Source organism: Streptomyces sp. NPDC046557 (assembly GCF_040645975.1).
GTDB lineage: Bacteria > Actinomycetota > Actinomycetes > Streptomycetales > Streptomycetaceae > Streptomyces.
The window spans coordinates 135,477-158,683 of record NZ_JBEYZH010000011.1 but is presented as its reverse complement, the minus strand read 5'-3'; the positions used below and the strand labels follow the sequence as shown (position 1 = coordinate 158,683).

Here is a 23,207-nt window from a genome sequence, read left to right as displayed (position 1 = left end):
GGACCCTGTGGGAGAGTAGGACGCCGCCGAACAATCATTGCGGAAGCCCCGCACCAGCCCTTTACCGGGTTCGGTGCGGGGCTTTTCTGCGTTCAGGGCCCCTCGGGTCTCCTGTAGGGTCAGTGTGCATCGTTCGACTAGTTCTACCGTCACAGTGGAGGCCCCCGGGTGGAGGTCCAGGAGACTCGGGTTCAGACCGACCGAATTTTCACCATTCCGAACATCCTGAGCATGGCTCGCCTCGTCGGCGTGCCCTTGTTCCTCTGGCTCATCCTGGCGAAGCACGACGGATGGGCACTTCTCGTCCTCATGCTCAGCGGGATCAGCGATTACCTCGACGGGAAACTCGCGCGGCGCTGGAATCAGATCAGCAACCTCGGTCGGCTGCTGGACCCGGCCGCCGACCGCCTATACATCCTGACGACTCTCTTCGGCCTCACCTGGCGCGGGATTCTGCCACTCTGGCTCACCGCGGCGCTGATCGCCCGTGAGCTGATGCTGCTGGTCATGGTGTGGATCCTGCGCCGGCACGGCTATCCGCCGCCGCAGGTCAACTTCCTCGGCAAGGCCGCGACCTTCAACCTGATGTACGCGTTCCCCTTGCTGTTGCTGAGTGACGGCGACGGTTCGTTGGCCTGGATGGCGTCAGTTTTCGGATGGGCGTTCGCCGGATGGGGTACAACCCTCTATTGGTGGGCAGGAATCCTTTACGTGGTCCAAGTCCGCCGGCTGGTCAAGGCGGATGCCACGGCCGATTGAGCTTGCTCGACGCCGGTACACGCGGAGGAGTTGCGGAGTCACCGTCCGAGACGGGTGAGGTCGGCTTGACCGTCATCTCTCAAGGAGGACTCTTCCGACATGAAGGCCGTCGTGATGGCCGGTGGCGAAGGCACACGTCTTCGCCCCATGACCTCGAGCATGCCCAAGCCGCTCCTGCCGGTGGCCAACCGGCCGATCATGGAGCACGTACTCAGGCTGCTCAAGCGGCATGGGCTGAATGAGACCGTTGTGACTGTTCAGTTCCTGGCGTCGCTCGTCAAGAACTACTTCGGTGACGGCGAGGAGCTCGGGATGGAGCTCACCTATGCCAACGAGGAGAAGCCACTCGGGACCGCCGGCAGCGTCAAGAACGCCGAAGACGCATTGAAGGACGACACCTTCCTCGTCATCTCCGGCGACGCGCTCACCGACTTCGACCTCACCGATCTGATCCGCTTCCACAAGGAGAAGGGCGGCCTCGTCACGGTCTGTCTGACTCGGGTACCGAATCCGCTGGAATTCGGTATCACCATCGTGGACGAGGAGGGCAAGGTCGAGCGCTTCCTGGAGAAGCCGACGTGGGGCCAGGTCTTCTCGGACACCATCAACACCGGCATCTACGTGATGGAGCCGGAAATCTTCGACTATGTCGACGCGGACGTTTCGGTCGACTGGTCCGGTGATGTCTTCCCCCAGCTGATGAAGGAAGGCCGGCCGATCTACGGCTACGTCGCCGAGGGCTACTGGGAGGACGTCGGCACGCACGAGAGCTACGTCAAGGCCCAGGCCGACGTGCTCGAAGGCAAGGTCCAGGTCGACATGGACGGCTTCGAGATCTCGCCCGGCGTGTGGATCGCCGAAGGCGCCGAGGTGAGCCCCGACGCCGTGCTGCGCGGGCCGCTGTACATCGGTGACTACGCCAAGGTCGAGGCCGGCGTCGAGATCCGCGAGCACACGGTCGTCGGATCGAACGTCGTCGTCAAGAGCGGGGCCTTCCTCCACAAGGCCGTGGTGCACGACAACGTGTACATCGGTCCCCACAGCAACCTGCGCGGCTGCGTGATCGGCAAGAACACCGACATCATGCGGTCCGCCCGGATCGAGGACGGCGCCGTCATCGGCGACGAGTGCCTCGTCGGTGAGGAATCGATCGTCCAGGGGAACGTACGCGTCTACCCCTTCAAGACGATCGAGGCCGGTGCCTTCGTCAACACCTCCGTCATCTGGGAGTCGCGCGGTCAGGCCCATCTGTTCGGCGCCCGGGGCGTCACCGGCATCCTGAACGTCGAGATCACCCCCGAGCTGGTGGTGCGGCTGGCCGGTGCCTACGCGACGACCCTGAAGAAGGGCGCCACGGTCACCACGGCCCGTGACCACTCCCGTGGCGCGCGAGCGCTCAAGCGGGCGGTGATCTCGGCGCTCCAGGCCAGCGCGATCAACGTGCGGGACCTGGAGAACGTACCGCTGCCCGTCGCGCGGCAGCAGACCGCGAGAGGCAGCGCCGGCGGCATCGTGCTGCGCACCTCGCCCGGGGTGCCGGACTCGGTGGACATCATGTTCCTCGACGAGCGCGGCGCCGACCTCTCCCTCCAGCAGCAGCGCAAGCTGGACCGCGTGTACGCCCGCCAGGAGTACCGGCGCGCGTTCCCCGGCGAGATCGGCGACCTGCAGTTCCCGGGCAGCGTCTTCGACGCCTACACGGGTTCGCTGCTCCGGCGCGTGGACATCACCGGGGTCGCCGACTCCGGGCTGAAGGTGGTCGTGGACGCCTCCAACGGCAGCGCCGGCCTCGTCCTGCCCAGTTTGCTGGGCCGCCTCGGGGTGGACGCCCTGACCGTCAATCCGGGGCTCGACGAAACCCGCCCGACGGAGACCAGGGAATCCCGGCGCGCGGGCCTGGTGCGGCTGGGCGAGATCGTGGCCTCCTCGCGGGCGGCCTTCGGCGTGCGTTTCGACCCGGTGGGCGAGCGGATCTCGCTGGTGGACGAGCGCGGGCGGATCATCGAGGACGACCGGGCGCTGCTGGTGCTGCTCGACCTCGTCGCCGCGGAGAAGCGCAGCGGCAAGGTGGCGCTGCCCGTGACCACCACCCGTGTCGCCGAGCAGGTGGCGGCGTACCACGGCACCCAGGTGGAATGGACGACGACCTCTCCGGACGACCTGACCCGGGTGGGCCGGGCGGAAAGCACCATCTTCGGTGGTGACGGCCGCGGTGGATTCATCGTTCCCGAGTTCAGCAGTGTGTTCGACGGCTCGGCGGCGTTCGTGCAGCTGATCGGGCTGGTGGCGCGCACCCAGCTCACGCTGAGCCAGATCGACGCCCGCATCCCGCGGGCGCACGTGCTCAAGCGGGACGTGCCGACGCCGTGGGCGGTGAAGGGGCTCGTCATGCGGCGGGTCGTGGAGGCGGCCGGCGACCGGCAGGTGGACACGACGGACGGGGTGCGCGTGGTCGAGGCCGACGGGCGGTGGGCGCTGGTGCTGCCGGACCCGGCGGAGGCCGTCACGCACCTGTGGGCCGAGGGTCCCGACGACGCGTCCGCGCAGGCGCTGCTGGACGAGTGGGCCGCGGTGGTGGACGCCGGCGAACACTGACGGCGTGCCGCGGCGGGCGGGAGCGCCGTCCGGCGGCCGGGCGGGATGTCTCCCTGTCCGGCCGCCGGACGGCGCATTCGGTGTCGGCGGGGCCATCATGCGACGATGAGCGGCATGTCGCAGCCGCACCACAACCGGAGTTCGGTCACACGGGCCGCGCGCCCGGACGCTTCCATGTCGCTGCTGACGCACGTGATGGACCACAGCCTGGACGAGGGCTACGCGGAGGCATCGGCGCGGCGCGAGGCGGAGGGCACCGCCGGGCTTCCGCGCACGCTCAAGGCCAAGCTGGCGCTCGCGGGCGGGCTCGTGCTCGCGGCGATGGTGGTCACCCTGGGTGCCGCCCAGGCGAGGGTGGCGGCGCCGGTGCTCGCCAAGGAGCGTCAGGAGCTCATCGACCGCGTGGACCGGGCCAACGCCCACGCGGACGGGCTGGAGGGTGACATCGAGCGGTTGCGCACCGAGGTCGCCGATCGCCAGCAGGCCGCGCTCAAGCAGGTCGGCGGGGACCAGGGCGGTCTCGTGGCCCTGCTGTCCGGCGCCACCGACGTGCGAGGGCCCGGGGTGAAGCTGGTGGTGGACGACGCCAAGGGCTCCTCGTCGGGCGGTGGCGGCGGCCCGCGCGAGAGCAAGGGGTTCTCTGACACCGGGCGGCTGCGGGACCGTGACATGCAGAAGGTCGTCAACGGATTGTGGCAGTCGGGGGCCGAGGCGATCTCGATCAACGGGCAGCGGCTGACGGCGCTGTCCGCGATCCGGGCCGCCGGTGACGCGATACTGGTCGACAACCGGCCGCTGGTGCCCCCCTACGAGGTCCTCGCCGTCGGCGACCCCAAGCGGCTGGGCACCCGGTTCCAGGACTCGGAGGGCGGCCAGTACCTGCACGTCCTCCAGGAAAGCTACGGGATCCGCTCCGCCCTGTCCTCGGTGGAGGACCTCCGGCTCCAGGCCGCGTCGAGCCTGACCGTACGTACAGCCACAGCAGAACAGCCGAAGAAGGGTGCATCGTGATCGCGGTACTGGGCCTCGTGGCCGGAGTGGTGGTCGGACTTCTGGTCCGGCCCGAAGTGCCGGCCGTGGTGGAGCCTTATCTGCCGATCGCCGTGGTGGCGGCGCTGGACGCGGTCTTCGGCGGTCTGCGCGCGATGCTGGACGGCATCTTCGTGGACAAGGTGTTCGTGGTGTCGTTCCTGTCGAACGTGGTGGTGGCCGCGCTGATCGTCTTCCTCGGGGACAAGCTGGGCGTCGGCTCTCAGCTGTCGACCGGTGTGGTCGTCGTGCTCGGCATCCGCATCTTCTCCAACGCGGCGGCCATCCGCCGGCATGTGTTCCGGGCGTGAGGCCGATGAATACGAATGACACCCCTCCCGAGGAACCGAACGTTCCGGAGAAGCCTCTTGTAGAAGGGACGCCGGCAGCGGCCGGGGCCCCGGAGCCGAGCGGCCGCCGGAGGCTGGCCGCCGGTCTGTGGCCGCCGCGGCTGAGCCGGGCGCAACTGGTCGTCGCGCTGCTGCTGTTCGTGCTGGGACTGGGCCTGGCCATCCAGGTCCGGTCCAACAGCGACGCCAGTGCCCCGCTGCGCGGAGCCCGCCAGGAGGACCTCGTACGGATCCTCGACGAGCTGGACGGGCGTACCAAGCGGCTGGAGGACGAGAAGCAGAAGCTGCAGGACCAGCGCAAGGAGCTGGAGAGCAGCTCCAACCAGGCGGAGGAGGCGCGCAAGCAGACCGTGGAGAAGGAGCGCCAACTGGGCATCTTGGCCGGTACGGTGGCCGCACAGGGCCCGGGCATCACGCTGCGGATCACCGACCCCAAGGGCCAGGTGCAGTCCGACCAGCTGCTGGACACCCTCCAGGAGCTGCGGGCGGCCGGCGCCGAGGCGATCCAGATCAACGGCGTGCGGGTCGTGGCGAGCTCGTTCTTCTCGGAGGAGGGCGGTGGGGTCGGGATCGACGGTAAGAAGATCACACAGCCCTACGAGTTCAGGGTGATCGGCAAACCCCAGGACTTGGAGCCCGCGCTCAACATCCCCGGTGGTGTGGTGCAGACGCTGGAGAAGGAGCAGGCCACGGTCGCCGTCACACGGTCGGCGAAGATCATTGTGGACGCCTTGCGGGCTGCGAAGCAGCCTGACTACGCTCGGTCGTCATCGTCGTGAAGCGTGGCGGGATGTGGAGCGGCTCACGTGGGCGGATGCCTGCGGGGGGTCGACGCGTCGAAGTCGCGGTGCGTGGTGGAAACTGTCTGGTGGTTACGGACGTTGTGAGAATGTCCGGGTCGGCAGGTGTGTGCATGCGGAGTTCGTCCTGCCCCACGGGCGGGTCTGTTTCGGTCAAGGGGAATCGCCCGTGAAGTTGTTTGAGAAGTTGTTCGGCAAGAAGAACCGCGAGGAAAGCGGTGCACGGCACCGCGCGGGGCATGGCGACGCGGAAGCGCAGGGCGACCGGCCCCTCTTCCGGGACGAGGTCGCGGGCGGAGGTGACATTCCGGGCGCTTCGGGCGCGTCGGCTGTTGACCCTGCCGGTTCCGGACGCATAGGTTTCGGTGACCCATCAACCTCAAGTGCGGGTGGAGGGTTTGCCTCCGACCCGTATGCCACCAATGCCTCCGCGGGGCAGCCGCGGCGCGAGGAGCCGTCCATGTCGGCCGAGCAGGTTTGCAGCAGGTGCGGGCACCGCAGCGATGCGGCGAGCCGGTTCTGCTCCAACTGCGGGGCGCCGCTGCGGGCGGGTCTGACGCCGGAGCGTGCCTCGGAGACCACGTCCACCATCTCGATCTCGGGCCTGGAGGCTTACGAGGCCGAGGCGGCGGGGCACGTGTCGTCCTCGCTTTCCCCCGAGGCCCAGGCCGCGGTGGAAGCCCTGCCTCCGGGTTCCGCGCTGCTCATCGTGCGGCGCGGCCCCAACTCCGGCAGCCGCTTCCTGTTGGACGGCGAACTGACCACGGCGGGCCGGCACCCGCAGAGCGACATCTTCCTGGACGACGTCACCGTCTCGCGGCGGCACGTCGAGTTCCGCAGGAGCCAGGAGGGCGGGTTCACCGTCTCCGACGTGGGCAGTCTCAACGGCACGTACGTCAACCGTGAGCCGATCGACTCGGTCGCCCTGCACAACGGCGACGAGGTGCAGATCGGCAAGTACCGGCTGGTCTTCTACGCGAGCCTGCGAGGCATCTGACCTCCCCCGGACACCCTCCGGCCCACCGTCGGAGGGTGCCCCCAGGGGACCCAACAGGGAAGGTCCCATGCTGCGTACCCCGACCGGCGGTGCCGCGAAGAACGGCACCGCCGGGACCGCCGGGCGCCTGGTGAGCATCGGCACGGTGCTGACCACGCTGCGCGACGAGTTCCCCGACGTCACGATCTCGAAGATCCGCTTCCTGGAGGCGGAGGGTCTGGTGGAGCCCAGACGCACACCCTCCGGATACCGCAAGTTCAGCGCCGACGACGTCGAGCGGCTGGGCCGGATCCTGCGCCTCCAGCGCGACCACTACCTGCCGCTGAAGGTCATCCGGGAGCAGCTCGACGCGCTCGACCGCGGTGAGCAGATCCGTATCCCGGCCCCCACGGCGCCCCGTGACCCGGAGGGCGCGCCCTCCACCGGCCCGGCGGCCGTCTACGGCGAAGTCGGCCGGGAGCGGCCGACGGCGGCCCGGGTGGGTCGGGCGGAGCTGCTCGCCGCCGCGGAGGTGGACGAAGGGCAACTGGCCGAGTGGGAGTCGTACGGCCTGCTGGGCGAGGCGCCGGACGGCGGGTTCGAGGCCGAGGCGGTCACCGTGGCCCGGCTGATCGCCGATCTCGGCCGTTTCGGACTGGAGCCCAGGCACCTGCGCGCGATGAAGGCGGCGGCGGACCGCGAGGCCGGACTGGTGGAGCAGGTCGTCTCCCCCTTGCGCCGGCACCGCAACCCGCAGACCAGGGCCCATGCCGAGGCCACCATGAAAGAGCTGGCGGGACTCTCCGTACGGCTGCACGAGGCCCTCGTGCAGACCGCTCTCGGAGTCCGTCTGCGTTGACCGGAAACAGCCCGACTACCCAAACCGGTCGGGCACGTCCTAGGGTTGCTGTGTGAACGAGCTCGACGTTGTGGGTGTCCGGGTGGAAATGCCCTCGAACCAACCGATCGTGCTCCTGCGTGAAGTGGGAGGCGATCGGTACCTCCCCATCTGGATCGGTCCTGGGGAGGCGACCGCCATTGCCTTCGCGCAGCAGGGGATGGCCCCCGCGCGGCCGCTGACGCACGACCTGTTCAAGGACGTGCTGGAGGCGGTCGGCGAGGAGCTCACCGAGGTCCGGATCACGGATCTGCGGGAGGGAGTCTTCTACGCGGAGCTCGTCTTCGCGAGCGGGGTCGAGGTGAGCGCTCGGCCTTCCGACGCCATAGCGCTGGCCCTGCGGACGGGGACGCCGATCTACGGCAGTGACGGCGTGCTGGACGACGCCGGCATCGCCATTCCGGACGAGCAGGAGGACGAGGTGGAGAAGTTCCGCGAGTTCCTCGACCAGATCTCGCCCGAGGACTTCGGCACCGGCCCGCAGTGAGGGGCGGACAAGCCGCCTCACCAGGGACATTCGGCCCATTCGGTTAGCCTTTCCCCGATAAGGGGCACGGGAAACCACTCTCAGGGTGATTATCACTCGGCGTGCCGAGTGTGGCGATCGTTGACGCACCCCTGGTGACTGCCTACCTTCGAGGGGGCAGGTCAAGGACGGAGGGTCGGCGTGAGCATCACGGGCGACGGCATGACCGGGGGCATCCCCGCACGGAGTGACGGTGGCCCGTACCCGCTGCACGGCGGTGCGGCGGGCGGTGCGCGCCGTCAACCGGAACCGGCGCCGGCCGCACCGGGTGGCGAGGGACCGGCGCCCGAGCAGGTGGGCTACCGGGGGCCGACGGCGTGTGCCGCCGCCGGCATCACCTACCGGCAGCTGGACTACTGGGCGCGGACGGGTCTGGTGGAGCCGAGCGTGCGTCCCGCCTACGGCTCGGGCACGCAGCGGCTCTACAGCTTCCGCGACGTGGTGGTCCTCAAGATCGTGAAGCGCTTCCTGGACACCGGGGTGGCGCTGCAGAACATCCGCACCACGGTGCAGCACCTGCGCGACCGGGGTTTCGCGGACCTGGAGCGCATGACGCTGATGAGCGACGGCGCCACCGTGTACGAGTGCACCTCGCCGGACCAGGTCGTGAGCCTGCTCCAAGGCGGTCAGGGCGTCTTCGGCATCGCGGTGGGCGTGGTCTGGCGCGACGTGGAGAACGCCCTGTCGCAACTGCACGGGGAACGCGTGGACACCGGCGAGACGCTGCTGGGACACAACCCGAGGGACGAACTGGCCGCGCGCCGCAACCGGGCCGTCTGACGCGCCGCGCGCCGCCGGGGCCCGGGGCGGCGTTGTCAGTGGCGTAGGGGAGCATCGGAGCCGTGAGATCCGCGCCGACCATCCTCCACCTGGACATGGACGCCTTCTACGCCGCCGTGGAGCAGGCGTCGAAGCCGAGCCTGCGCGGAAAGCCGGTCATCGTCGGGGGCCTGGGACCCCGCGGGGTCGTCGCCACCGCCTCCTACGAGGCCAGGCGCTTCGGGGTGCATTCGGCGATGCCGACGGCGCAGGCCAGGCGGCTGTGCCCGAACGGCGCCTACCTGATCCCGCGCTTCACCCTGTACCGGGAGGTCAGCGACACCGTCATGGCGTTGCTGCGGGGCCTGTCACCGTTGGTGGAGCCGCTCAGCCTCGACGAGGCGTTCGTGGACCTGGAGGCGGGCGGGGTCGCCTTCGACTCGGCGACGGCCCGGGCCACGGGGGAGCATCTGCGCGCCGACATCATGGCCGCCACCGGGCTCAGCGGCTCGGTGGGCCTGGCCGGGTCGAAGATGCTGGCCAAGATCGCCTCGGAGGAGGCCAAACCGGCCGGGCTGCTGGTGATCGAGCCGGGGACGGAGCGCGAACTGCTCGCGCCGATGTCGGTACGCACCCTGCCGGGCGTGGGACCGGCCACCGGGGAGCACCTGCGGCGGGCAGGGATCACCACGGTGGGGGACCTGGCCGAGGCGGGTGAGGACGAGCTGGTGCGCATGGTGGGCCGGGCGCACGGCGCGGGGCTGTACCGGATGGCGCTGGGCCTGGACGACCGACCGGTGGTCGCCGAGCGGGACGCGAAGTCCGTGTCCGTGGAGGACACCTTCGACGTGGACCTGCACGACCGGGTGCGGATCCGGTACGAGGTGCAGCGGCTCGCCGACCGCTGCGTGGGGCGGCTGCGCGGCTCGGGACACTCCGGACGCACCATCGTGCTGAAGGTGCGCCGCTACGACTTCTCGACGCTGACCCGCTCGGAGACGCTGCGCGGCCCGACCGACGACCCGGTGGTGGTGCGGGAGGCGGCCGCCCGGCTGCTGGAGTCTGTGGACACCACGGGCGGGGTGCGGCTGCTGGGCGTCGGGGTGACCGGGCTCGCGGACTACACGCAGGAGGACCTGTTCGCGCAGGCCGACGCGCCGGCGACGGGTGAGGGCCCTGACTCCGGCGCGGCGGAGGGTGGCGCAACGGGGAGGGGCGGGAGGGGCGCGGCGGGGACAGGGGAGGCCGATGGGCCGGACGGGTGGCGGGAGCCGGGTGGGGAGGCCGGTCCGGCCGTGGCACTCGTACCGGCCACCGGGGGTGCGCGGGGGCCCGAGCCGGCCGCCGGGCGCCGTTGGCCGGCCGGCAGTGACGTCCGGCACGCGGTCTACGGCCCGGGCTGGGTCCAGGGCAGCGGGGTGGGCCGGGTGACCGTGCGCTTCGAACGGCCCGGATCGGCGCCCGGGCGCGTACGGACCTTCCGGCTGGACGACCCCGAGCTGGAGCCGTCCGATCCGCTGCCGCTCGTGGGGGAGGAGGAGCCGCCCCCGGTCTCGGACACCCCCTAGCCTTCGCCGGCCAGGCTGCCGAAGTCCCGGGGCTGTTGTGCGGGCGGGGGGCGGTGGAAGTCCGCGGGGAGCGTCACGTCCAACCCGTAGTGGTGGTAGAGCTGGAGTTCCTGTTCCGGGGAGAGGTGGCGGCCGACGCCGAAGTCCGGGGCGTCCTTGATCAGGGAGCGTTCGAAGGGCACCCGGAGGGTGTCGTCGACCACCTCACTGGGTTCCAGCGGGACGAAGGCGTCCCGACTGAACAGGCCGGTCCGGACGGCCGCCCATTCCGGTACGCCGGTGGCATCGTCGAGGTAGACCTCGTCCACGGTGCCGATCTTCACGCCATTGCGGTCGAACGCCTTGCGGCCGATGAGACTGCGGGGATCGATGTCGGTCTGCACGGTCCGGTCCCTCCAAGTGGTCGCAACTCCTCCGTAATGACTACAGAAGGGCATATCCGCACAGGGGGCCACTCGAGGGAGCTTCCAGATCCTCGCTGGTAGGCTGGGTGACGGCTGTTGACCCTGTGCGGGAGAGTCCTCCGAGTGAGCATGACGGAGGCGCCGAAGGAGCAAATCCTCCCCGGAATCTCTCAGGCATACGTACCGCACGTGACGAGGCCACTCTGGAAAGCAGGGGCGGGTACCGGGCGCGCAGTGCCGGTTCCCCTCCTCACCGACGGTGAAAGCCGGATCTCGTGGGCCCGTTGCCGCGACTCCGGTGAAGCTCTCAGGTTGAGATGACAGAGGGGGAGGCCGTCCGGGTGCCCGCGCCGTGGTGCCCCTCGCAGGTCGTACGACCAGGAGGCCTCCGTACATGACCGCCAACCGCATTCCGCTCTCTCAGCTGGAGCGAGGCATCCCCTTCGAGCAGCGCCACATCGGCCCGGATGCCGAGGCGCAGGCCAAGATGCTCGCCCAGGTGGGCTACGGCTCCCTTGACGAACTGACCGCCGCCGCGGTACCGGATGTGATCAAGACCGCCGCCGCGCTGAACCTGCCCGAGGCGCGGACCGAGGCCGAGGTGCTGGCCGAGCTGCGGTCGCTCGCCGACCGCAACCAGGTCCTCACCTCCATGATCGGCCTCGGCTACTACGGCACCTTCACGCCGCCGGTGATCCTGCGCAACGTCATGGAGAACCCGGCCTGGTACACGGCCTACACCCCGTACCAGCCGGAGATCTCGCAGGGCCGGCTTGAGGCGCTGCTCAACTTCCAGACCGTCGTCGCCGACCTGACCGGTCTGCCGACCTCCGGCGCCTCCCTGCTCGACGAGGGCACCGCGGCGGCCGAGGCCATGTCCCTGGCCCGCCGCGTCGGCAAGGTCAAGGGCGGCGTCTTCCTGATCGACGCCGACGCGCTGCCCCAGACCATCGCCGTGATCGAGACCCGCGCCGAGCCGATCGGGGTCGAGGTCGTCGTCGCGGACCTGTCCGAGGGCATCCCGGCCGAGATCGCCGAGCGCGGTGTCTTCGGCGTGCTGCTCCAGTACCCCGGCGCTTCCGGCGCCGTGCGGGAGATCAAGCCGGTCATCGACCGGGCGCACGAGCTCGGCGCCATCGTCACCGTCTCCGCCGACCTGCTCGCGCTGACCCTGCTGACCTCCCCGGGCGAGCTGGGCGCCGACATCGCCGTAGGCACCACGCAGCGCTTCGGTGTCCCGATGGGCTTCGGCGGACCGCACGCCGGCTACATGGCCGTCCAGTCCAAGCACGCCCGTTCGCTGCCCGGCCGCCTGGTCGGCGTCTCCGTCGACGCGGACGGCAACAAGGCGTACCGCCTCGCGCTGCAGACGCGTGAGCAGCACATCCGCCGCGAGAAGGCCACCAGCAACATCTGCACCGCGCAGGTGCTGCTCGCCGTCATGGCCGGAATGTACGCCGTCTACCACGGTCCGGACGGCCTGCGCACGATCGCCCGCCGCACCCACCGCTACGCCGCCCTGCTCGCCGCGGGCCTGACGGCCGGCGGGGTGGAGGTCGTGCACGGCGCCTACTTCGACACCGTCACCACCCGGGTTCCCGGGCGTGCCGCCGAGGTCGTGGCCGCCGCCCGCGAGGCCGGGGTCAACCTCTACCGGGTGGACGACGACCTCGTCTCCGTCTCCTGCGACGAGACGACGCTGCGCGCCGACATCGAGGCCGTCTGGGGCGCCTTCGGCGTCACCGCGGACATCGAGGCCCTCGACGCCACCACCGAGGACACGCTGCCCGAGGGCCTGCTGCGCTCGGACGCCTACCTGACCCACCCGGTGTTCCACCAGCACCGCAGCGAGACCGCGATGCTGCGCTACCTGCGCAAGCTCGCGGACAAGGACTACGCGCTGGACCGCGGCATGATCCCGCTGGGTTCCTGCACCATGAAGCTCAACGCGACCACCGAGATGGAGCCGGTCACCTGGCCCGAGTTCGGCCAGGTGCACCCGTTCGCCCCGGTGGAGCAGGCGGAGGGCTACCTCACTCTCATCACCGAGCTGGAGGAACGTCTCTGCGAGGTCACCGGCTACGACAAGGTCTCGATCCAGCCGAATGCCGGTTCCCAGGGCGAGCTCGCCGGCCTGCTGGCCGTCCGCGCCTACCACCGCGCGAACGGTGACGACCAGCGCACCATCTGTCTCATCCCGTCCTCCGCGCACGGCACGAACGCCGCCAGCGCCGTGATGGCCGGCATGAAGGTCGTCGTCGTCAAGACCGCCGACGACGGCGAGGTGGACGCGGACGACCTGCGCGCCAAGATCGAGCAGTACCGCGAGGAACTCGCCGTCCTGATGATCACCTACCCCTCGACGCACGGTGTGTTCGAGGAGCACGTCGCCGACATCTGCGCCCAGGTGCACGAGGCGGGCGGCCAGGTCTACGTGGACGGCGCCAACCTCAACGCCCTGGTGGGTCTGGCCAAGCCCGGCCACTTCGGCGGCGACGTCTCGCACCTGAACCTGCACAAGACCTTCTGCATCCCGCACGGCGGCGGCGGTCCGGGCGTCGGCCCGGTCGGTGTCCGGGCGCACCTCGCCCCGTACCTGCCCAACCACCCGCTCCAGCCGACCGCCGGCCCCGAGACGGGCGTCGGTCCCATCTCGGCGGCGCCCTGGGGTTCGGCGGGCATCCTGCCGATCTCCTGGTCCTACGTCCGCCTGATGGGCGGCGAGGGTCTCAAGCGCGCCACCCAGGTGGCGGTGCTCGGCGCGAACTACATCGCCAAGCGCCTGGAGCCGCACTACCCGGTGCTCTACACGGGCCCGGGCAACCTGGTCGCGCACGAGTGCATCATCGACCTGCGTCCGCTGTCGAAGGCGACGGGCGTGAGCGTGGACGACATCGCCAAGCGCCTGATCGACTACGGCTTCCACGCGCCGACGATGTCCTTCCCGGTGGCCGGCACGCTGATGATCGAGCCGACGGAGTCCGAGGACCTCGCCGAGATCGACCGGTTCTGCGACGCGATGATCGCCATCCGCGGCGAGATCGAGCGGGTCGCGGGCGGCGAGTGGCCGGTGGACGACAACCCGCTGGCCAACTCCCCGCACACCGCGGCGGCGCTGGGCGGCGAGTGGAACCACCCGTACAGCCGTGACGAGGCCGTCTTCCCGGGCGGGGTCACCGCCGCCGAGAAGTACTGGCCTCCGGTGCGCCGGATCGACGGGGCCTTCGGCGACCGGAACCTGGTGTGCTCCTGCCCGCCGCTGGACGAGTACGACGTCTGAGCCGACTCCGTGGTCGGATGACATCACAAGGGGCCGGTCCCGGAGCGCGTGCTCCGGGACCGGCCTTTGTCGTGTTCGCGCCGCCTACGCGACCGCGAGCGGGCGGTGCGGGGCGATGATCTGGCCGTCCGGCAGCAGCTCACCGGTGTCCTCGAAGAGCAGGACGCCGTTGCACAGCAGGCTCCAGCCCTGTTCCGGGTGGTTGGCCACCGGGCGCGCGGCCTCCCGGTCGGCGGAGTCTGATGACGGGCAGGCAGGCTGGTGCTGGCACATGGATGCGTTCTTTCGCTGCGGTGTGGTCTGCGTGCTACGGCTCGATGCGTGGTTCATGGCCGTCCCCCTGTGTCTCCTCCCCGCGCAGGCGGGGAGCGTGTCGTCAGTCTTCCCCCATGAGGGCCGCTTCGCAGGGATTTCCCGGCAGCTGTCCTCATAGATTGATGACGCATCACTCGTGCGGGCGGTTCAGCCAACTCCCCTGCCGATCGGGGTGGTTCCCGCCGGCCCAAGCGGGCTACGCCGCATGGGCCACTCGGGCCATACCGGCGGAGCCGTGCAGGTCAGGCCGCCGGAGCGACCACCGGCGGCGGTGTGGGCGGCGCCGTACGCCTGAGTCGGCGGGTCAGTACGGGCAGCAGTTCGGACACGGTGTGCGGCCGGTAGGCGGCGATCCCGGGCGGCGCGGGGGCCAGGGGCACCAGCAGGTCGGCGGCGGCGGGCAGACCGGCCGAGGCGTCCGCGTTGACGGCCCCGTGCAGCCACAGCGTCAGCATGTACAGCTCCGGTACGGACAGCAGCCGCGGCTGGTAGCCCTGGCCGAGCGACTCCGCCTGGCGCAGCGCGCGTTCCGTCGCGGCGACGTAGGGGCCCTCGAAGAAGTGCGAGAAGGCCCAGCCGTCCGCCGTGAGGCGGGTGTCGGCGGCCGCGACGAACCGGTCGCCGCTGCGGATCAGGAACCGCCAGCCCGTCAGCCGCGTACGGGGCGGCCTGCCACCGGGTGTCGGCCCCGAGGCGTGCAACCGGTCGAGCACGTGGACCGGGAGCGGGAGTTCGGCGGTGACCGGCCCGTGGAGGGCGCGCAGGGAAGGGGTGTGTGCCTCGTTGACGGCGGTGGGGGAACCGAGTGCCGCGAGGACGCTGCGCAGGGCGGGCGCGGGAGCCGGAGGGACATGCAGCGGCATGGTGGGTCGCCTCTCACTTGGGAGACCGGTGCTACGGGAGAAGGTGCTGACGGCGCTGTCGCATTCTGGGGTCAGAGGTGGGCTGTGGGGCAATGGCCGCGCGCCAACTCTCTGCCTCGTTTGCGGAGTTTATACGACATGTGTTCACGCAATGTTTCGGCTAGCTGTCCCGGCTATTGTCGACAAGGCGTTTACCGGTCCCGCTGACCTGACGTACATGCCGGTTCCAGACGAACATGCAGCGCTGACCTCGGAGGTTACCGGACGGGGGCTCGGCTGGATAGCACCGGTTATCCGGAATGGGCAAAGTCGACGCGGAATTTGCGGGGGTGGACTTGCCGGGTGAATGTGCCGAAGCGCCCTTCGCGCCAAACCGGCGCGCGCTCCCCGCCACGCACGCCCCCTCGGCGTTAGCGATCTCGCGGCCTGGGCATCATCGACCGTAACGCGCGCCCGGGTGCTGTGGGCCGGGCCACTTGAGGGAGGGACACCTCGATGGGGGAGAAGGTCGTGGCAGGCGGATTCGACCTGTCCGATCGGCAGCGGTACCGGAGGAAGCTGCGGGAGTGCCTGGAGGGTCTGGAGCGACTTCTGGCAGAGCAGAGGTTCGATCGCCCCAAGAACATGATGGGGCTGGAGATCGAATTGAATCTCGCGGGTGCCGACGGGTTGCCGAAAATGGTGAATGCCCAGGTCCTGGAACGTATAGCGAGCCCCGATTTCCAGACGGAGCTCGGAATGTTCAACCTGGAGGTCAACGTCCTTCCGCACCGGCTGGAGGGCCGCGTTTTCGACCAGCTCGCCGAGGAACTGAGCGCGGGACTGCACTACGCCCACCGGCAGGCCGCGGAGATCGACGCGGGCGTGGTGATGATCGGGATTCTGCCGACGATCTCGCGCTCGGACCTGGCGCCGGCCAACCTCTCGGCGGTGGACCGCTACTCGCTGCTCAACGAACAGATCCTGATGATGCGGGGCGAGGACTTCACCCTCGACATCGAGGGGGTCGAGCGGGTCACCTGGACCACCGGCTCGATCGTGCCGGAAGCGGCTTGCACCTCCGTCCAACTGCACCTGCAGGTGACCCCGGGCCGGTTCGCGGACGTCTGGAACGCGGCGCAGGCCGTGACCGCCGTACAGATCGCCGTCGGCGCCAACTCCCCGTTCCTGTTCGGCCGGGAGCTATGGCGCGAGTCGCGACCGCCGCTGTTCACCCAGGCCACCGACACCCGTCCGCCGGAGCTCCAGGCGCAGGGCGTGCGACCGCGCACCTGGTTCGGGGAGAGGTGGGTGGAGTCGGCGTACGAACTCTTCGCGGAGAACGTCCGCTACTTCCCCGCGCTGCTGCCGATCTGCGACGAGGAGGAACCCCTGCGGGTGCTGGCCGAGGGCGGGGTGCCGAGCCTTCAGGAGCTGGTGCTGCACAACGGGACGGTCTACCGCTGGAACCGGCCCGTGTACGGGGTGGCCGACGGGGTGCCGCACCTGCGGGTCGAGAACCGGGTGCTGCCCGCAGGGCCGACCGTGGTCGACGTCGTCGCCAACGCGGCCTTCTACTACGGCCTGGTACGGACCCTCGCGGACGAGCCGCGTCCGGTGTGGACCCGACTGCCCTTCGCCGAGGCGGAGGCCAACTTCGACGCGGCCTGCCGGTACGGGATCGACGCGCGGCTGCACTGGCCGCGCCGGGGCCGGGGGCCGGGCCTGGCGAGCGTGCCGGCGGTGCGCCTGGTGCTGGACGAGCTGCTGCCCATGGCGGCGGCGGGCCTGGACGCCTGGGGCATCGCCCCCGCCGACCGGGACCGGTACCTCGGGATCATCGAGGAGCGGTGCAAGCGCCGGGTGAACGGCGCGACCTGGCAGGTCGACACCTACCACCAGGCGCTCGCGGGCGGCCTGGAGCGCGACGCCGCGCTCGCCGCGACGACCCGGCGGTACAGCGAGCTGATGCACCGGGGAGACCCCGTGCACACCTGGCCGGTCGGGCTCCCGGAGCGGGAGGCGGACGCCACGGCGGCGGTCGGCCGATGACCCACCGGGTCCGGTGCGTCCGCGGCCCCGCCCACGAGGCAGTATGGGGATTGTGGCGGACAACGGGACGGCGGGACGGGAGTCGCACGTGCGGGTGGAGCCGGAGCCGGCGGCCGAGGGCCGGCGGGAGGACGGCCGCGGGTACCTGCGGACCGAGACGCTGCTGGTGCTCGCGCTCTCCCTGGGCGCGAGCGCGGTCTCCGCGCTGATCAGTTTCATCGGCTCGCTCACCAAGCCGGGCGGCCTCCGGCACCAGGCCGCCACCCTCAACGGCTCCTACGCTCCCGGGCGGCCCTGGCTGGACCTGGCCTGGCAACTGTTCGGCATCGCGACCGCACTGGTTCCCGTGCTGCTCGTCGCCCACCTGCTGACCCGCGAAGGCGCGCCGGGTCTGCGGGTGCTCGGCTTCGACCGCACCCGGCCCGGCTGGGACCTGGCCCGCGGCGCGCTCGTCGCCGCCGGGATCGGGAGCGCGGGGCTCGCGTTCTACCTGGCGTCGCGGACCGCCGGTTTCAACCTGACGGTGGTGCCCGAGGCCCTGCCGGACGTGTGGTGGAAGTTCCCGGTGCTGATCCTCTCCGCCGTGCAGAACGCGGTGGTGGAGGAGGTCATCGTGCTGGCGTACCTGCTGCGGCGGCTGGACGGGCTCGGCTGGTCCCCGACGGCGGCGCTGGTGGCCAGCTCGGTGCTGCGCGGCTCCTACCACCTGTACCAGGGTGTCGGCGGCTTCCTCGGCAACGTGGTGATGGGCGTCGTCTTCGTCCTGGCCTACCGCCGTTGGGGCCGGGTGGCCCCGCTGGTCGTCGCCCACGCGCTGCTCGACATCGTGGCCTTCGGCGGGTACGCGCTGCTGGCGGGCCACGTCTCCTGGCTGCCGACGCCCTGAGGGGTCAGGGGCGGGTGTGCAGCTCCCCGTCCAGGACCGTGACGGCGTCGCCGGTCAGGAGCGTACGGTCACCGGCGAGCCGGACGGTGACGAGTCCGGTGCGCGTCCCGCCCTGGCGGCCGACGAGTTCGGTGCGGCCCAGGCGGGCGGCCCAGAACGGGGCGAGCGCGGTGTGGGCGCTGCCGGTGACCGGGTCCTCGGCGATCCCGACGGCCGGGAAGAAGCCACGGGAGACGAAGTCGTACCCGCGGGCGGGATCCTCGGCTGCCGCGGTGACGATCACCCCGCGGCGGGCGTAGGCGCGCAGGGCGGCGTGGTCGGGCGAGAGGTCCCGTACGGTCCGTTCGTCGGCCAGCTCGACCACCAGGTCCCCGATGTGGGGGGACGTGTCGTGCACGGACCGGGCGGCGGCGCCGAGGGCGCGCTCCACCTCGGCGGGCGTCTCGACCGGGGTGAGCGAGGACGTCGGGAAGTCCATGGTGATCCGGCCGTCGTCCTCGGCCAGTGCCGTCAGCACACCGCTGCGCGTGGCGAAGCGGATCAGGCCGTTCGCGAGGCCGTTCGTCGCGAGGACGTGGGCCGTGGCGAGGGTGGCGTGGCCGCACATGTCGACCTCGGTGGCCGGGGTGAACCAGCGCAGCGCCCAGTCGACGTCCCCGCCGGGCGGCAGGGGGTGGGCGAAGGCGGTCTCGGAGAGGTTGACCTCGGCCGCGACCTGCCGGAGCCAGTGGTCCGGAGGGAACCCGCCGTCGAGGAGCAGCACTCCGGCGGGGTTGCCGCCGAAGGGGCGGTCGGTGAAGGCGTCGACGATTCGGATGCGCATGCCCTCGACCGTATGGCCGGCCCTTGATCGCCGGCCAAGGCCAATACGGGGTGACTGGCCCTGTCGGCGAACTGTTTCCGATATATCGTTGACGCATCGCGAGTGGTCGGTGATAGTAGAGATATCGGAGCCCGCACGTCGGGTCCGAGGGTCGATCGCGACGATCGACATCGAGATCCCCATGACGAAAGGAGCGCAGTGATGCGTTCACACGGACAGCACGGACATGACCACGGCCACGAGCACGGACGGGGTCACGGGCACTGCGGCCCGGACCGTCGGGAGGAGTTCAAGGGGCGGCGCGCCGCCTTCGGCCCGTTTGGACCGCCCTTCGGCGGCGGCCCCTTCGGTGGACGCGGCGGACGCGGCGGACCGCGCGGTCGCGCCCGGCGCGGCGATGTGCGCGCCTCGATCCTGGCGCTGCTCGCCGACCAGCCGATGCACGGCTACGAGATGATCCAGGAGATCGTCGAGCGCAGCGGCGGGGCGTGGAAGCCCAGCCCGGGCTCGGTCTACCCGACCCTCCAGCTGCTTGAGGACGAGGGCCTCATCACCAGTGAGAGCGACGGCGGCAAGAAGCTGTTCACGCTCACCGACGCCGGGCGCGCCGAGGCCGAGTCGGGCCCGTCGGCCCCGTGGGCCGAGGCGGGCCGGGGCTTCGACTTCGAGGCGATGCACGAGGTCCGGACGGCCGGGATCGGCTTGATGGAGGCGTTCGGCCAGGTCTTCAAGACCGGCACGCCCGAGCAGCGCGAGAAGGCCCTCGCGGTCATCAACGACGCCCGCAAGAAGCTCTACCTCATCCTCGCCGACGAGCACTGAGTCGGCCGCACCTTGCGCACACACACGTCGGCGCGCCCCCATGTGTCCTCTCGTGGGGGCGCGCCGACGTGTGTGCGCGGGGGTCGGGCGTCTGGGCCGTGTGAGCGGAGAGGTCAGGCGACCAGCGCAGACAGCTTGCGCAGCGACTCGTTCAGGGCGGCGGTCGCGGAGTCCTTGAGCTTGCCCGCCATCAGCGAGACGGCGGCCCCGGTGAACTCGCCGTCGATGCGGACGGTGGTGGCGCCGCCGTCCGGGACGAGGGTGTAGCGGGTGAGGACGGCCACGCCCATCGGGCCCTTGCCGGTGATGGCGAAGAGGCGTTCGTCCTCCAGCTCCGAGACGGTCCACAGCACCTCGGCCGGGAAACCCATCATCTTCATGTTCTCGGTGAAGGTGGAGCCGAGCGCGATGCTCGTCGGGCCGCCCTTCGGGAAGTCGGTGTGGGTCATGCTCCACCGGCCGTAGGCGTCCCAGTCCGTCAACTGCGCCCAGACCTTCGCGGCGGGCGCCTCGATGCGTGATTCCGCGGTGACTTCGGCCATGCGACCACCCCTTCTCGTCGGGTACGTGCGCGGAACGTAGCCCCGGCGGCCGGAACATTCAATACTGACGGCCTGTCAGATGCAGTGGGGTCGCCGGCCCTGCCCCGGGCTCCGTCTCAACAGGTGTCACCCGGGTGATACTCCTGTCCGGCCCTGCCATGATGACCCCATGCAAGCGTCAGGGAAGAACGCCGGACTGGGCCTCGCCCTCGTCTCGGCGTGTGCGTTCGGCGGTTCCGGGGTCGCGGCGAAGCCGCTGATCGAGGCGGGTCTGGACCCGCTCCACATGGTCTGGCTCAGGGTGGCCGGCGCGGCCCTGGTGATGTCCCCGCTGGCCTGGCGCCACCGCGACCTGGTGCGGCGCAAACCGCTCCTGCTGGCCGGCTTCGGACTCGTAGCCGTCGCCGGTGTGCAGGCCTTCTACTTCGCCTCCCTCTCGCGCATCCCGGTCGGTGTCGCCCTGCTGCTGGAGTACCTGGGGCCGTGCCTGCTCCTCGGGTACATCCGGTTCGTCCAGCGCAAGCCGGTGACCCGGGCCGCCGCGGCCGGTGCGACCGTGGCCGTCGCCGGACTGGCCTGCGTCGTGGAAATCTGGGCCGGGCTCAGCCTGGACCTGCTCGGTGTGCTGCTCGGCCTCGCCGCCGCCTGCTGCCAAGCCTGCTACTTCGTCTTCGCCGACCAGGGCAGCGGCGAGGGCGACGTGCCGGACCCGCTCGGTGTGATCGCGTTCGGCATGCTCGTCGGAACCGTGGTCATGACCGTGATCGCGCGGCCGTGGCGGATCGACTGGCAGGTGCTGGCCGGCGACGCGGTCATGGGCGACATGAGCGTACCCGCGCCGATCCTGCTCGCCTTCGTGGTGCTGGTCGCGACCGTGTTCGCGTATGTCACCGGGGTCGTCTCCGTGCGCAAGCTGTCGCCACAGGTTGCGGGCGTCGTGGCTTGCCTGGAGGCGGTCGTCGCGACCGTGCTCGCTTGGGTGCTCCTGCGTGAGCACCTCTCCACTTGGCAGACGCTGGGCGGCACGCTCGTCCTGGGCGGGGCCTTCATCGCACAGTCCTCGCGCCCCACACCGCCGGCGGCCCCCGAGCCGGCCGCGTTGGACCGCGAGGCGACGAATGTCTAAGGTGGCGATCGTGCCTACGACCGCAGTGCTTCCGCCTCCCGCCGCGTAGCGCGGGCGGCCCTCACGCCAACAGTCCCGGCCCGGGAGTGACCCGGGCGGACTCACGCTGCCCGCGAAGCGATGACCCGTTCTTCTCATCCTTCACGCATGCGCGGAGACACCTGTGTCGAACCATTCGCCCGCTTCCGGGCGCAGTCTGCTGTACCTCGTCGTCGCCGGAGCCGCCTGGGGCACCGCCGGGGCGGCTGCCTCGCTCCTCTTCCTGACCAGTGGCCTCGGCCCGCTCGCCCTCTCGTTCTGGCGGAGCGCGGGCGGCCTCCTCGTCCTGGCGGGGGTGCTCGCCGTACGCCGCCGCCCCGGCCGTGCGCCCCGTCCTTCCGTCCGGTCCCTGATCGGCACCGGTCTGATGTTCACCGTTTTTCAGGCCGCGTACTTCGGCGCCGTGCGGGAGACGGGCCTTGCGGTGGGCACCGTGGTCACCCTGGGCGCCGGCCCCGTGCTGATCGCGCTCGGCGCGCGGTACTGGATGGGCGAGCGGCTCGGCCGGGGCGGGGCCGCGGCGGTGGGCGGGGCGCTGGCCGGCCTCGCCGTTCTGGTGCTGGGCGGCGGCGGCGGTGACGTGCGGCCGGTCGGTGTCGGCTGGGCGCTGTTGTCGGCGGCGGGCTACGCGGGGATGACCCTGCGCGCCCGGTGGCTGGGGCAGCGCGGGGCGGGCGGGGACCCGCTCGTCACCACCGCCTGGTCGGTGGGGGTGGGCGCGGTGTGCCTGCTGCCGCTCGCGGTGATGGAGGGGTTGCTCCCGCACACCGCCGAACCGGCCCGGGTGGGCTGGCTGCTGGTGTACGTCGCCGTGGTGCCGACGGCCCTGGCGTACGCCCTGTACTTCACGGGCGCCGCGGCGGTGCGGGCCGCGACCGTGTCCGTGATCATGCTGATCGAGCCGGTGAGCGCCGCGGTGATCGCCGTCCTGCTGCTCGGTGAGCGGCTGACCGGCGCGGTGGTGCTGGGCACCGTACTGCTGTTGACCGCGGTCGGTGCCCTGATCGCCGCCGAGGCGCGGCGGCCGGCGGGCGGGTCGGAAGATGTCCGGCCCGCCCCGTTGGCTCAGAGCGCGGCGAGGTAGCCGGGGACGGCGATGCCGGGGGCCAGGTCGGCGGCCGGGACCGGGGCTCCGTACGCCGGGGCGACCGGGACCACGCCCGACCAGAAGGGCAGGTCCAGGTCCTCGGCGTCGTCGTTCGGGCCGCCGGTACGGAGCTTCGCCGACACCTCGTCGAGGTCCAGGCGGATCACCGCCGTGGCCGCGAGTTCCTTGGCGTTGGCCGGGCGGGAGTCGGCGGAACGGCCCGGGACGACGTGGTCGACCAGGGCGTCGAGCGCCATGCGGCGCTCTTTCTCGTCGGTGACCTGGTACGCGGTGCCGTGCACGACCACGGAGCGGTAGTTGATCGAGTGGTGGAAGGCGGAGCGCGCCAGAACCAGGCCGTCGACATGCGTGACGGTCACACACACGGGCAGTCCGGGGTCGGTCGTGCCGGCGGCGAGCAGCGGGCGGGAGCCCGTCGAGCCGTGGAGGTAGAGCCGTTCGCCCACCCGGCCGAAGAGGGTCGGCAGTACCACCGGCGCGCCGTCGCGGACGAAGCCGAGGTGGCACAGGTAGGTCTGGTCGAGTATCGAGTGGACCGTCTCGCGGTCGTAGCGGGCCCGGTCCTTGGAGCGGGTCGGAACGGTGCGCGAGGTGGGCGCGTACGAGTCGGTCGGTGCGGCGTCCGTGGTCGCCGGTTCGGTCGGCTGGTCGGTCGGCTCGGTGACGGGCGTGACGCTCATGGTGCGAACTCCGTTGTACTAGTGCATA

22 protein-coding genes and 1 riboswitch are annotated in these 23,207 nt (G+C 70.9%); of the genes, 16 read left to right on the top strand and 6 right to left on the bottom strand.

Annotated features, from left to right (window positions below; all coding sequences use genetic code 11):
* The first annotated feature begins 168 nt into the window (after positions 1–168).
* The 10 genes from ABZ934_RS20855 (at position 169) to ABZ934_RS20810 (ending at position 10,260) form a co-directional block, all read left to right on the top strand.
* Positions 169–759, top strand: a complete 591-nt coding sequence (locus tag ABZ934_RS20855; RefSeq protein WP_361315184.1) for a CDP-alcohol phosphatidyltransferase family protein — start codon at positions 169–171, stop codon at positions 757–759.
* A gap of 99 nt (positions 760–858) precedes the next feature.
* Positions 859–3,354, top strand: coding sequence for a mannose-1-phosphate guanyltransferase (locus tag ABZ934_RS20850; protein ID WP_361315181.1), 2,496 nt, complete (start codon positions 859–861; stop codon positions 3,352–3,354).
* Positions 3,355–3,459: 105 nt separating this feature from the next.
* Positions 3,460–4,365, top strand: coding sequence for a DUF881 domain-containing protein (locus ABZ934_RS20845; RefSeq protein WP_361315179.1), 906 nt, complete (start codon positions 3,460–3,462; stop codon positions 4,363–4,365).
* The gene (locus ABZ934_RS20840; protein ID WP_030158423.1) at positions 4,362–4,694 is read left to right on the top strand and encodes a small basic family protein; all 333 of its coding nucleotides are present in this window, start codon (positions 4,362–4,364) and stop codon (positions 4,692–4,694) included. Before ABZ934_RS20845 ends, ABZ934_RS20840 begins: the two co-directional genes overlap by 4 nt.
* On the top strand, positions 4,691–5,512 hold the full coding sequence (locus ABZ934_RS20835) for a DUF881 domain-containing protein (protein WP_361315176.1): 822 nt from the start codon (positions 4,691–4,693) through the stop codon (positions 5,510–5,512). The genes ABZ934_RS20840 and ABZ934_RS20835 overlap by 4 nt, the downstream gene beginning before the upstream one ends.
* Before the next feature lie 82 nt (positions 5,513–5,594).
* Positions 5,595–6,530, top strand: a complete 936-nt coding sequence (locus tag ABZ934_RS20830) for an FHA domain-containing protein (protein WP_361315227.1) — start codon at positions 5,595–5,597, stop codon at positions 6,528–6,530.
* A 67-nt stretch (positions 6,531–6,597) separates the two neighbouring features.
* Positions 6,598–7,368: a MerR family transcriptional regulator gene (locus ABZ934_RS20825; RefSeq protein ID WP_361315170.1), complete on the top strand. Its 771-nt coding sequence runs from the start codon at positions 6,598–6,600 to the stop codon at positions 7,366–7,368.
* A 52-nt stretch (positions 7,369–7,420) separates the two neighbouring features.
* Positions 7,421–7,894, top strand: a complete 474-nt coding sequence (locus ABZ934_RS20820; RefSeq protein ID WP_007262890.1) for a bifunctional nuclease family protein — start codon at positions 7,421–7,423, stop codon at positions 7,892–7,894.
* A 201-nt stretch (positions 7,895–8,095) separates the two neighbouring features.
* Positions 8,096–8,713 carry a MerR family transcriptional regulator gene (locus ABZ934_RS20815; RefSeq protein WP_361315224.1) on the top strand — a complete coding sequence of 206 codons (618 nt, stop codon included), beginning with the start codon at positions 8,096–8,098 and terminating at the stop codon, positions 8,711–8,713.
* Between the two features lie 62 nt (positions 8,714–8,775).
* Positions 8,776–10,260, top strand: coding sequence for a DNA polymerase IV (locus ABZ934_RS20810; RefSeq protein WP_361315167.1), 1,485 nt, complete (start codon positions 8,776–8,778; stop codon positions 10,258–10,260).
* On the opposite strand, the gene ABZ934_RS20805 is transcribed toward ABZ934_RS20810, so the two are convergent.
* A complete protein-coding gene (locus ABZ934_RS20805; RefSeq protein WP_361315164.1) occupies positions 10,257–10,643 on the bottom strand; it encodes a PRC-barrel domain-containing protein in 387 nt (128 codons plus the stop codon). The genes ABZ934_RS20810 and ABZ934_RS20805 overlap by 4 nt on opposite strands.
* Positions 10,644–10,761: 118 nt before the next feature.
* Positions 10,762–10,860: riboswitch (glycine riboswitch) on the top strand.
* Positions 10,861–11,058: 198 nt separating this feature from the next.
* On the opposite strand from ABZ934_RS20805, the gene gcvP reads away from it, so the two are divergent.
* Complete coding sequence (gene gcvP / locus ABZ934_RS20800; RefSeq protein ID WP_361315162.1) at positions 11,059–13,944, top strand: aminomethyl-transferring glycine dehydrogenase; 2,886 nt, start codon at positions 11,059–11,061, stop codon at positions 13,942–13,944.
* A gap of 84 nt (positions 13,945–14,028) precedes the next feature.
* Here gcvP and ABZ934_RS20795 read toward each other — a convergent pair whose 3' ends face one another.
* Together ABZ934_RS20795 and ABZ934_RS20790 are read right to left on the bottom strand one after the other, a co-directional pair.
* On the bottom strand, positions 14,029–14,217 hold the full coding sequence (locus ABZ934_RS20795; protein WP_361315160.1) for a DUF5999 family protein: 189 nt from the start codon (positions 14,215–14,217) through the stop codon (positions 14,029–14,031).
* A 284-nt stretch (positions 14,218–14,501) separates the two neighbouring features.
* The gene (locus ABZ934_RS20790; protein ID WP_361315159.1) at positions 14,502–15,122 is read right to left on the bottom strand and encodes a hypothetical protein; all 621 of its coding nucleotides are present in this window, start codon (positions 15,120–15,122) and stop codon (positions 14,502–14,504) included.
* Between the two features lie 495 nt (positions 15,123–15,617).
* On the opposite strand from ABZ934_RS20790, the gene ABZ934_RS20785 reads away from it, so the two are divergent.
* Both ABZ934_RS20785 and ABZ934_RS20780 read left to right on the top strand, forming a co-directional pair.
* Positions 15,618–17,153 carry a glutamate-cysteine ligase family protein gene (locus ABZ934_RS20785; RefSeq protein WP_361315157.1) on the top strand — a complete coding sequence of 512 codons (1,536 nt, stop codon included), beginning with the start codon at positions 15,618–15,620 and terminating at the stop codon, positions 17,151–17,153.
* Positions 17,154–17,241: 88 nt separating this feature from the next.
* On the top strand, positions 17,242–18,039 hold the full coding sequence (locus ABZ934_RS20780) for a CPBP family intramembrane glutamic endopeptidase (protein ID WP_361315222.1): 798 nt from the start codon (positions 17,242–17,244) through the stop codon (positions 18,037–18,039).
* 4 nt (positions 18,040–18,043) lie between these two features.
* On the opposite strand, the gene ABZ934_RS20775 is transcribed toward ABZ934_RS20780, so the two are convergent.
* Positions 18,044–18,862, bottom strand: coding sequence for a PhzF family phenazine biosynthesis protein (locus ABZ934_RS20775; protein ID WP_361315154.1), 819 nt, complete (start codon positions 18,860–18,862; stop codon positions 18,044–18,046).
* A 201-nt stretch (positions 18,863–19,063) separates the two neighbouring features.
* Between ABZ934_RS20775 and ABZ934_RS20770 the strand changes: the two genes are divergently transcribed.
* Positions 19,064–19,684 carry a PadR family transcriptional regulator gene (locus ABZ934_RS20770; protein WP_361315152.1) on the top strand — a complete coding sequence of 207 codons (621 nt, stop codon included), beginning with the start codon at positions 19,064–19,066 and terminating at the stop codon, positions 19,682–19,684.
* Positions 19,685–19,797: 113 nt separating this feature from the next.
* Here the strand turns inward: ABZ934_RS20770 and ABZ934_RS20765 are convergent, their stop codons facing one another.
* On the bottom strand, positions 19,798–20,226 hold the full coding sequence (locus tag ABZ934_RS20765; RefSeq protein ID WP_361315150.1) for an SRPBCC family protein: 429 nt from the start codon (positions 20,224–20,226) through the stop codon (positions 19,798–19,800).
* Between the two features lie 169 nt (positions 20,227–20,395).
* Between ABZ934_RS20765 and ABZ934_RS20760 the strand changes: the two genes are divergently transcribed.
* Together ABZ934_RS20760 and ABZ934_RS20755 are read left to right on the top strand one after the other, a co-directional pair.
* Positions 20,396–21,352, top strand: coding sequence for an EamA family transporter (locus ABZ934_RS20760; protein WP_361315147.1), 957 nt, complete (start codon positions 20,396–20,398; stop codon positions 21,350–21,352).
* A 163-nt stretch (positions 21,353–21,515) separates the two neighbouring features.
* Positions 21,516–22,475: an EamA family transporter gene (locus ABZ934_RS20755; RefSeq protein ID WP_361315145.1), complete on the top strand. Its 960-nt coding sequence runs from the start codon at positions 21,516–21,518 to the stop codon at positions 22,473–22,475.
* Here ABZ934_RS20755 and ABZ934_RS20750 read toward each other — a convergent pair.
* Complete coding sequence (locus tag ABZ934_RS20750) at positions 22,457–23,179, bottom strand: pyridoxamine 5'-phosphate oxidase family protein (RefSeq protein WP_361315143.1); 723 nt, start codon at positions 23,177–23,179, stop codon at positions 22,457–22,459. The genes ABZ934_RS20755 and ABZ934_RS20750 overlap by 19 nt on opposite strands.
* Between the last annotated feature and the right edge of the window lie 28 nt (positions 23,180–23,207).

What these genes read in the sequence shown, in the direction of transcription:
- ABZ934_RS20850 (WP_361315181.1), top strand. Translation starts at nt 859, where the DNA reads ATGAAGGCCGTCGTGATGGCCGGTGGCGAAGGCACACGTCTTCGCCCC.
- ABZ934_RS20845 (WP_361315179.1), top strand. Translation starts at nt 3,460, where the DNA reads ATGAGCGGCATGTCGCAGCCGCACCACAACCGGAGTTCGGTCACACGG.
- ABZ934_RS20825 (WP_361315170.1), top strand. Translation starts at nt 6,598, where the DNA reads ATGCTGCGTACCCCGACCGGCGGTGCCGCGAAGAACGGCACCGCCGGG.
- ABZ934_RS20815 (WP_361315224.1), top strand. Translation starts at nt 8,096, where the DNA reads ATGACCGGGGGCATCCCCGCACGGAGTGACGGTGGCCCGTACCCGCTG.
- gcvP (WP_361315162.1), top strand. Translation starts at nt 11,059, where the DNA reads ATGACCGCCAACCGCATTCCGCTCTCTCAGCTGGAGCGAGGCATCCCC.
- ABZ934_RS20795 (WP_361315160.1), bottom strand. Translation starts at nt 14,217, where the DNA reads ATGTGCCAGCACCAGCCTGCCTGCCCGTCATCAGACTCCGCCGACCGG.
- ABZ934_RS20790 (WP_361315159.1), bottom strand. Translation starts at nt 15,122, where the DNA reads ATGCCGCTGCATGTCCCTCCGGCTCCCGCGCCCGCCCTGCGCAGCGTC.
- ABZ934_RS20785 (WP_361315157.1), top strand. Translation starts at nt 15,618, where the DNA reads ATGGGGGAGAAGGTCGTGGCAGGCGGATTCGACCTGTCCGATCGGCAG.
- ABZ934_RS20775 (WP_361315154.1), bottom strand. Translation starts at nt 18,862, where the DNA reads ATGCGCATCCGAATCGTCGACGCCTTCACCGACCGCCCCTTCGGCGGC.
- ABZ934_RS20770 (WP_361315152.1), top strand. Translation starts at nt 19,064, where the DNA reads ATGCGTTCACACGGACAGCACGGACATGACCACGGCCACGAGCACGGA.
- ABZ934_RS20765 (WP_361315150.1), bottom strand. Translation starts at nt 20,226, where the DNA reads ATGGCCGAAGTCACCGCGGAATCACGCATCGAGGCGCCCGCCGCGAAG.
- ABZ934_RS20760 (WP_361315147.1), top strand. Translation starts at nt 20,396, where the DNA reads ATGCAAGCGTCAGGGAAGAACGCCGGACTGGGCCTCGCCCTCGTCTCG.
- ABZ934_RS20750 (WP_361315143.1), bottom strand. Translation starts at nt 23,179, where the DNA reads ATGAGCGTCACGCCCGTCACCGAGCCGACCGACCAGCCGACCGAACCG.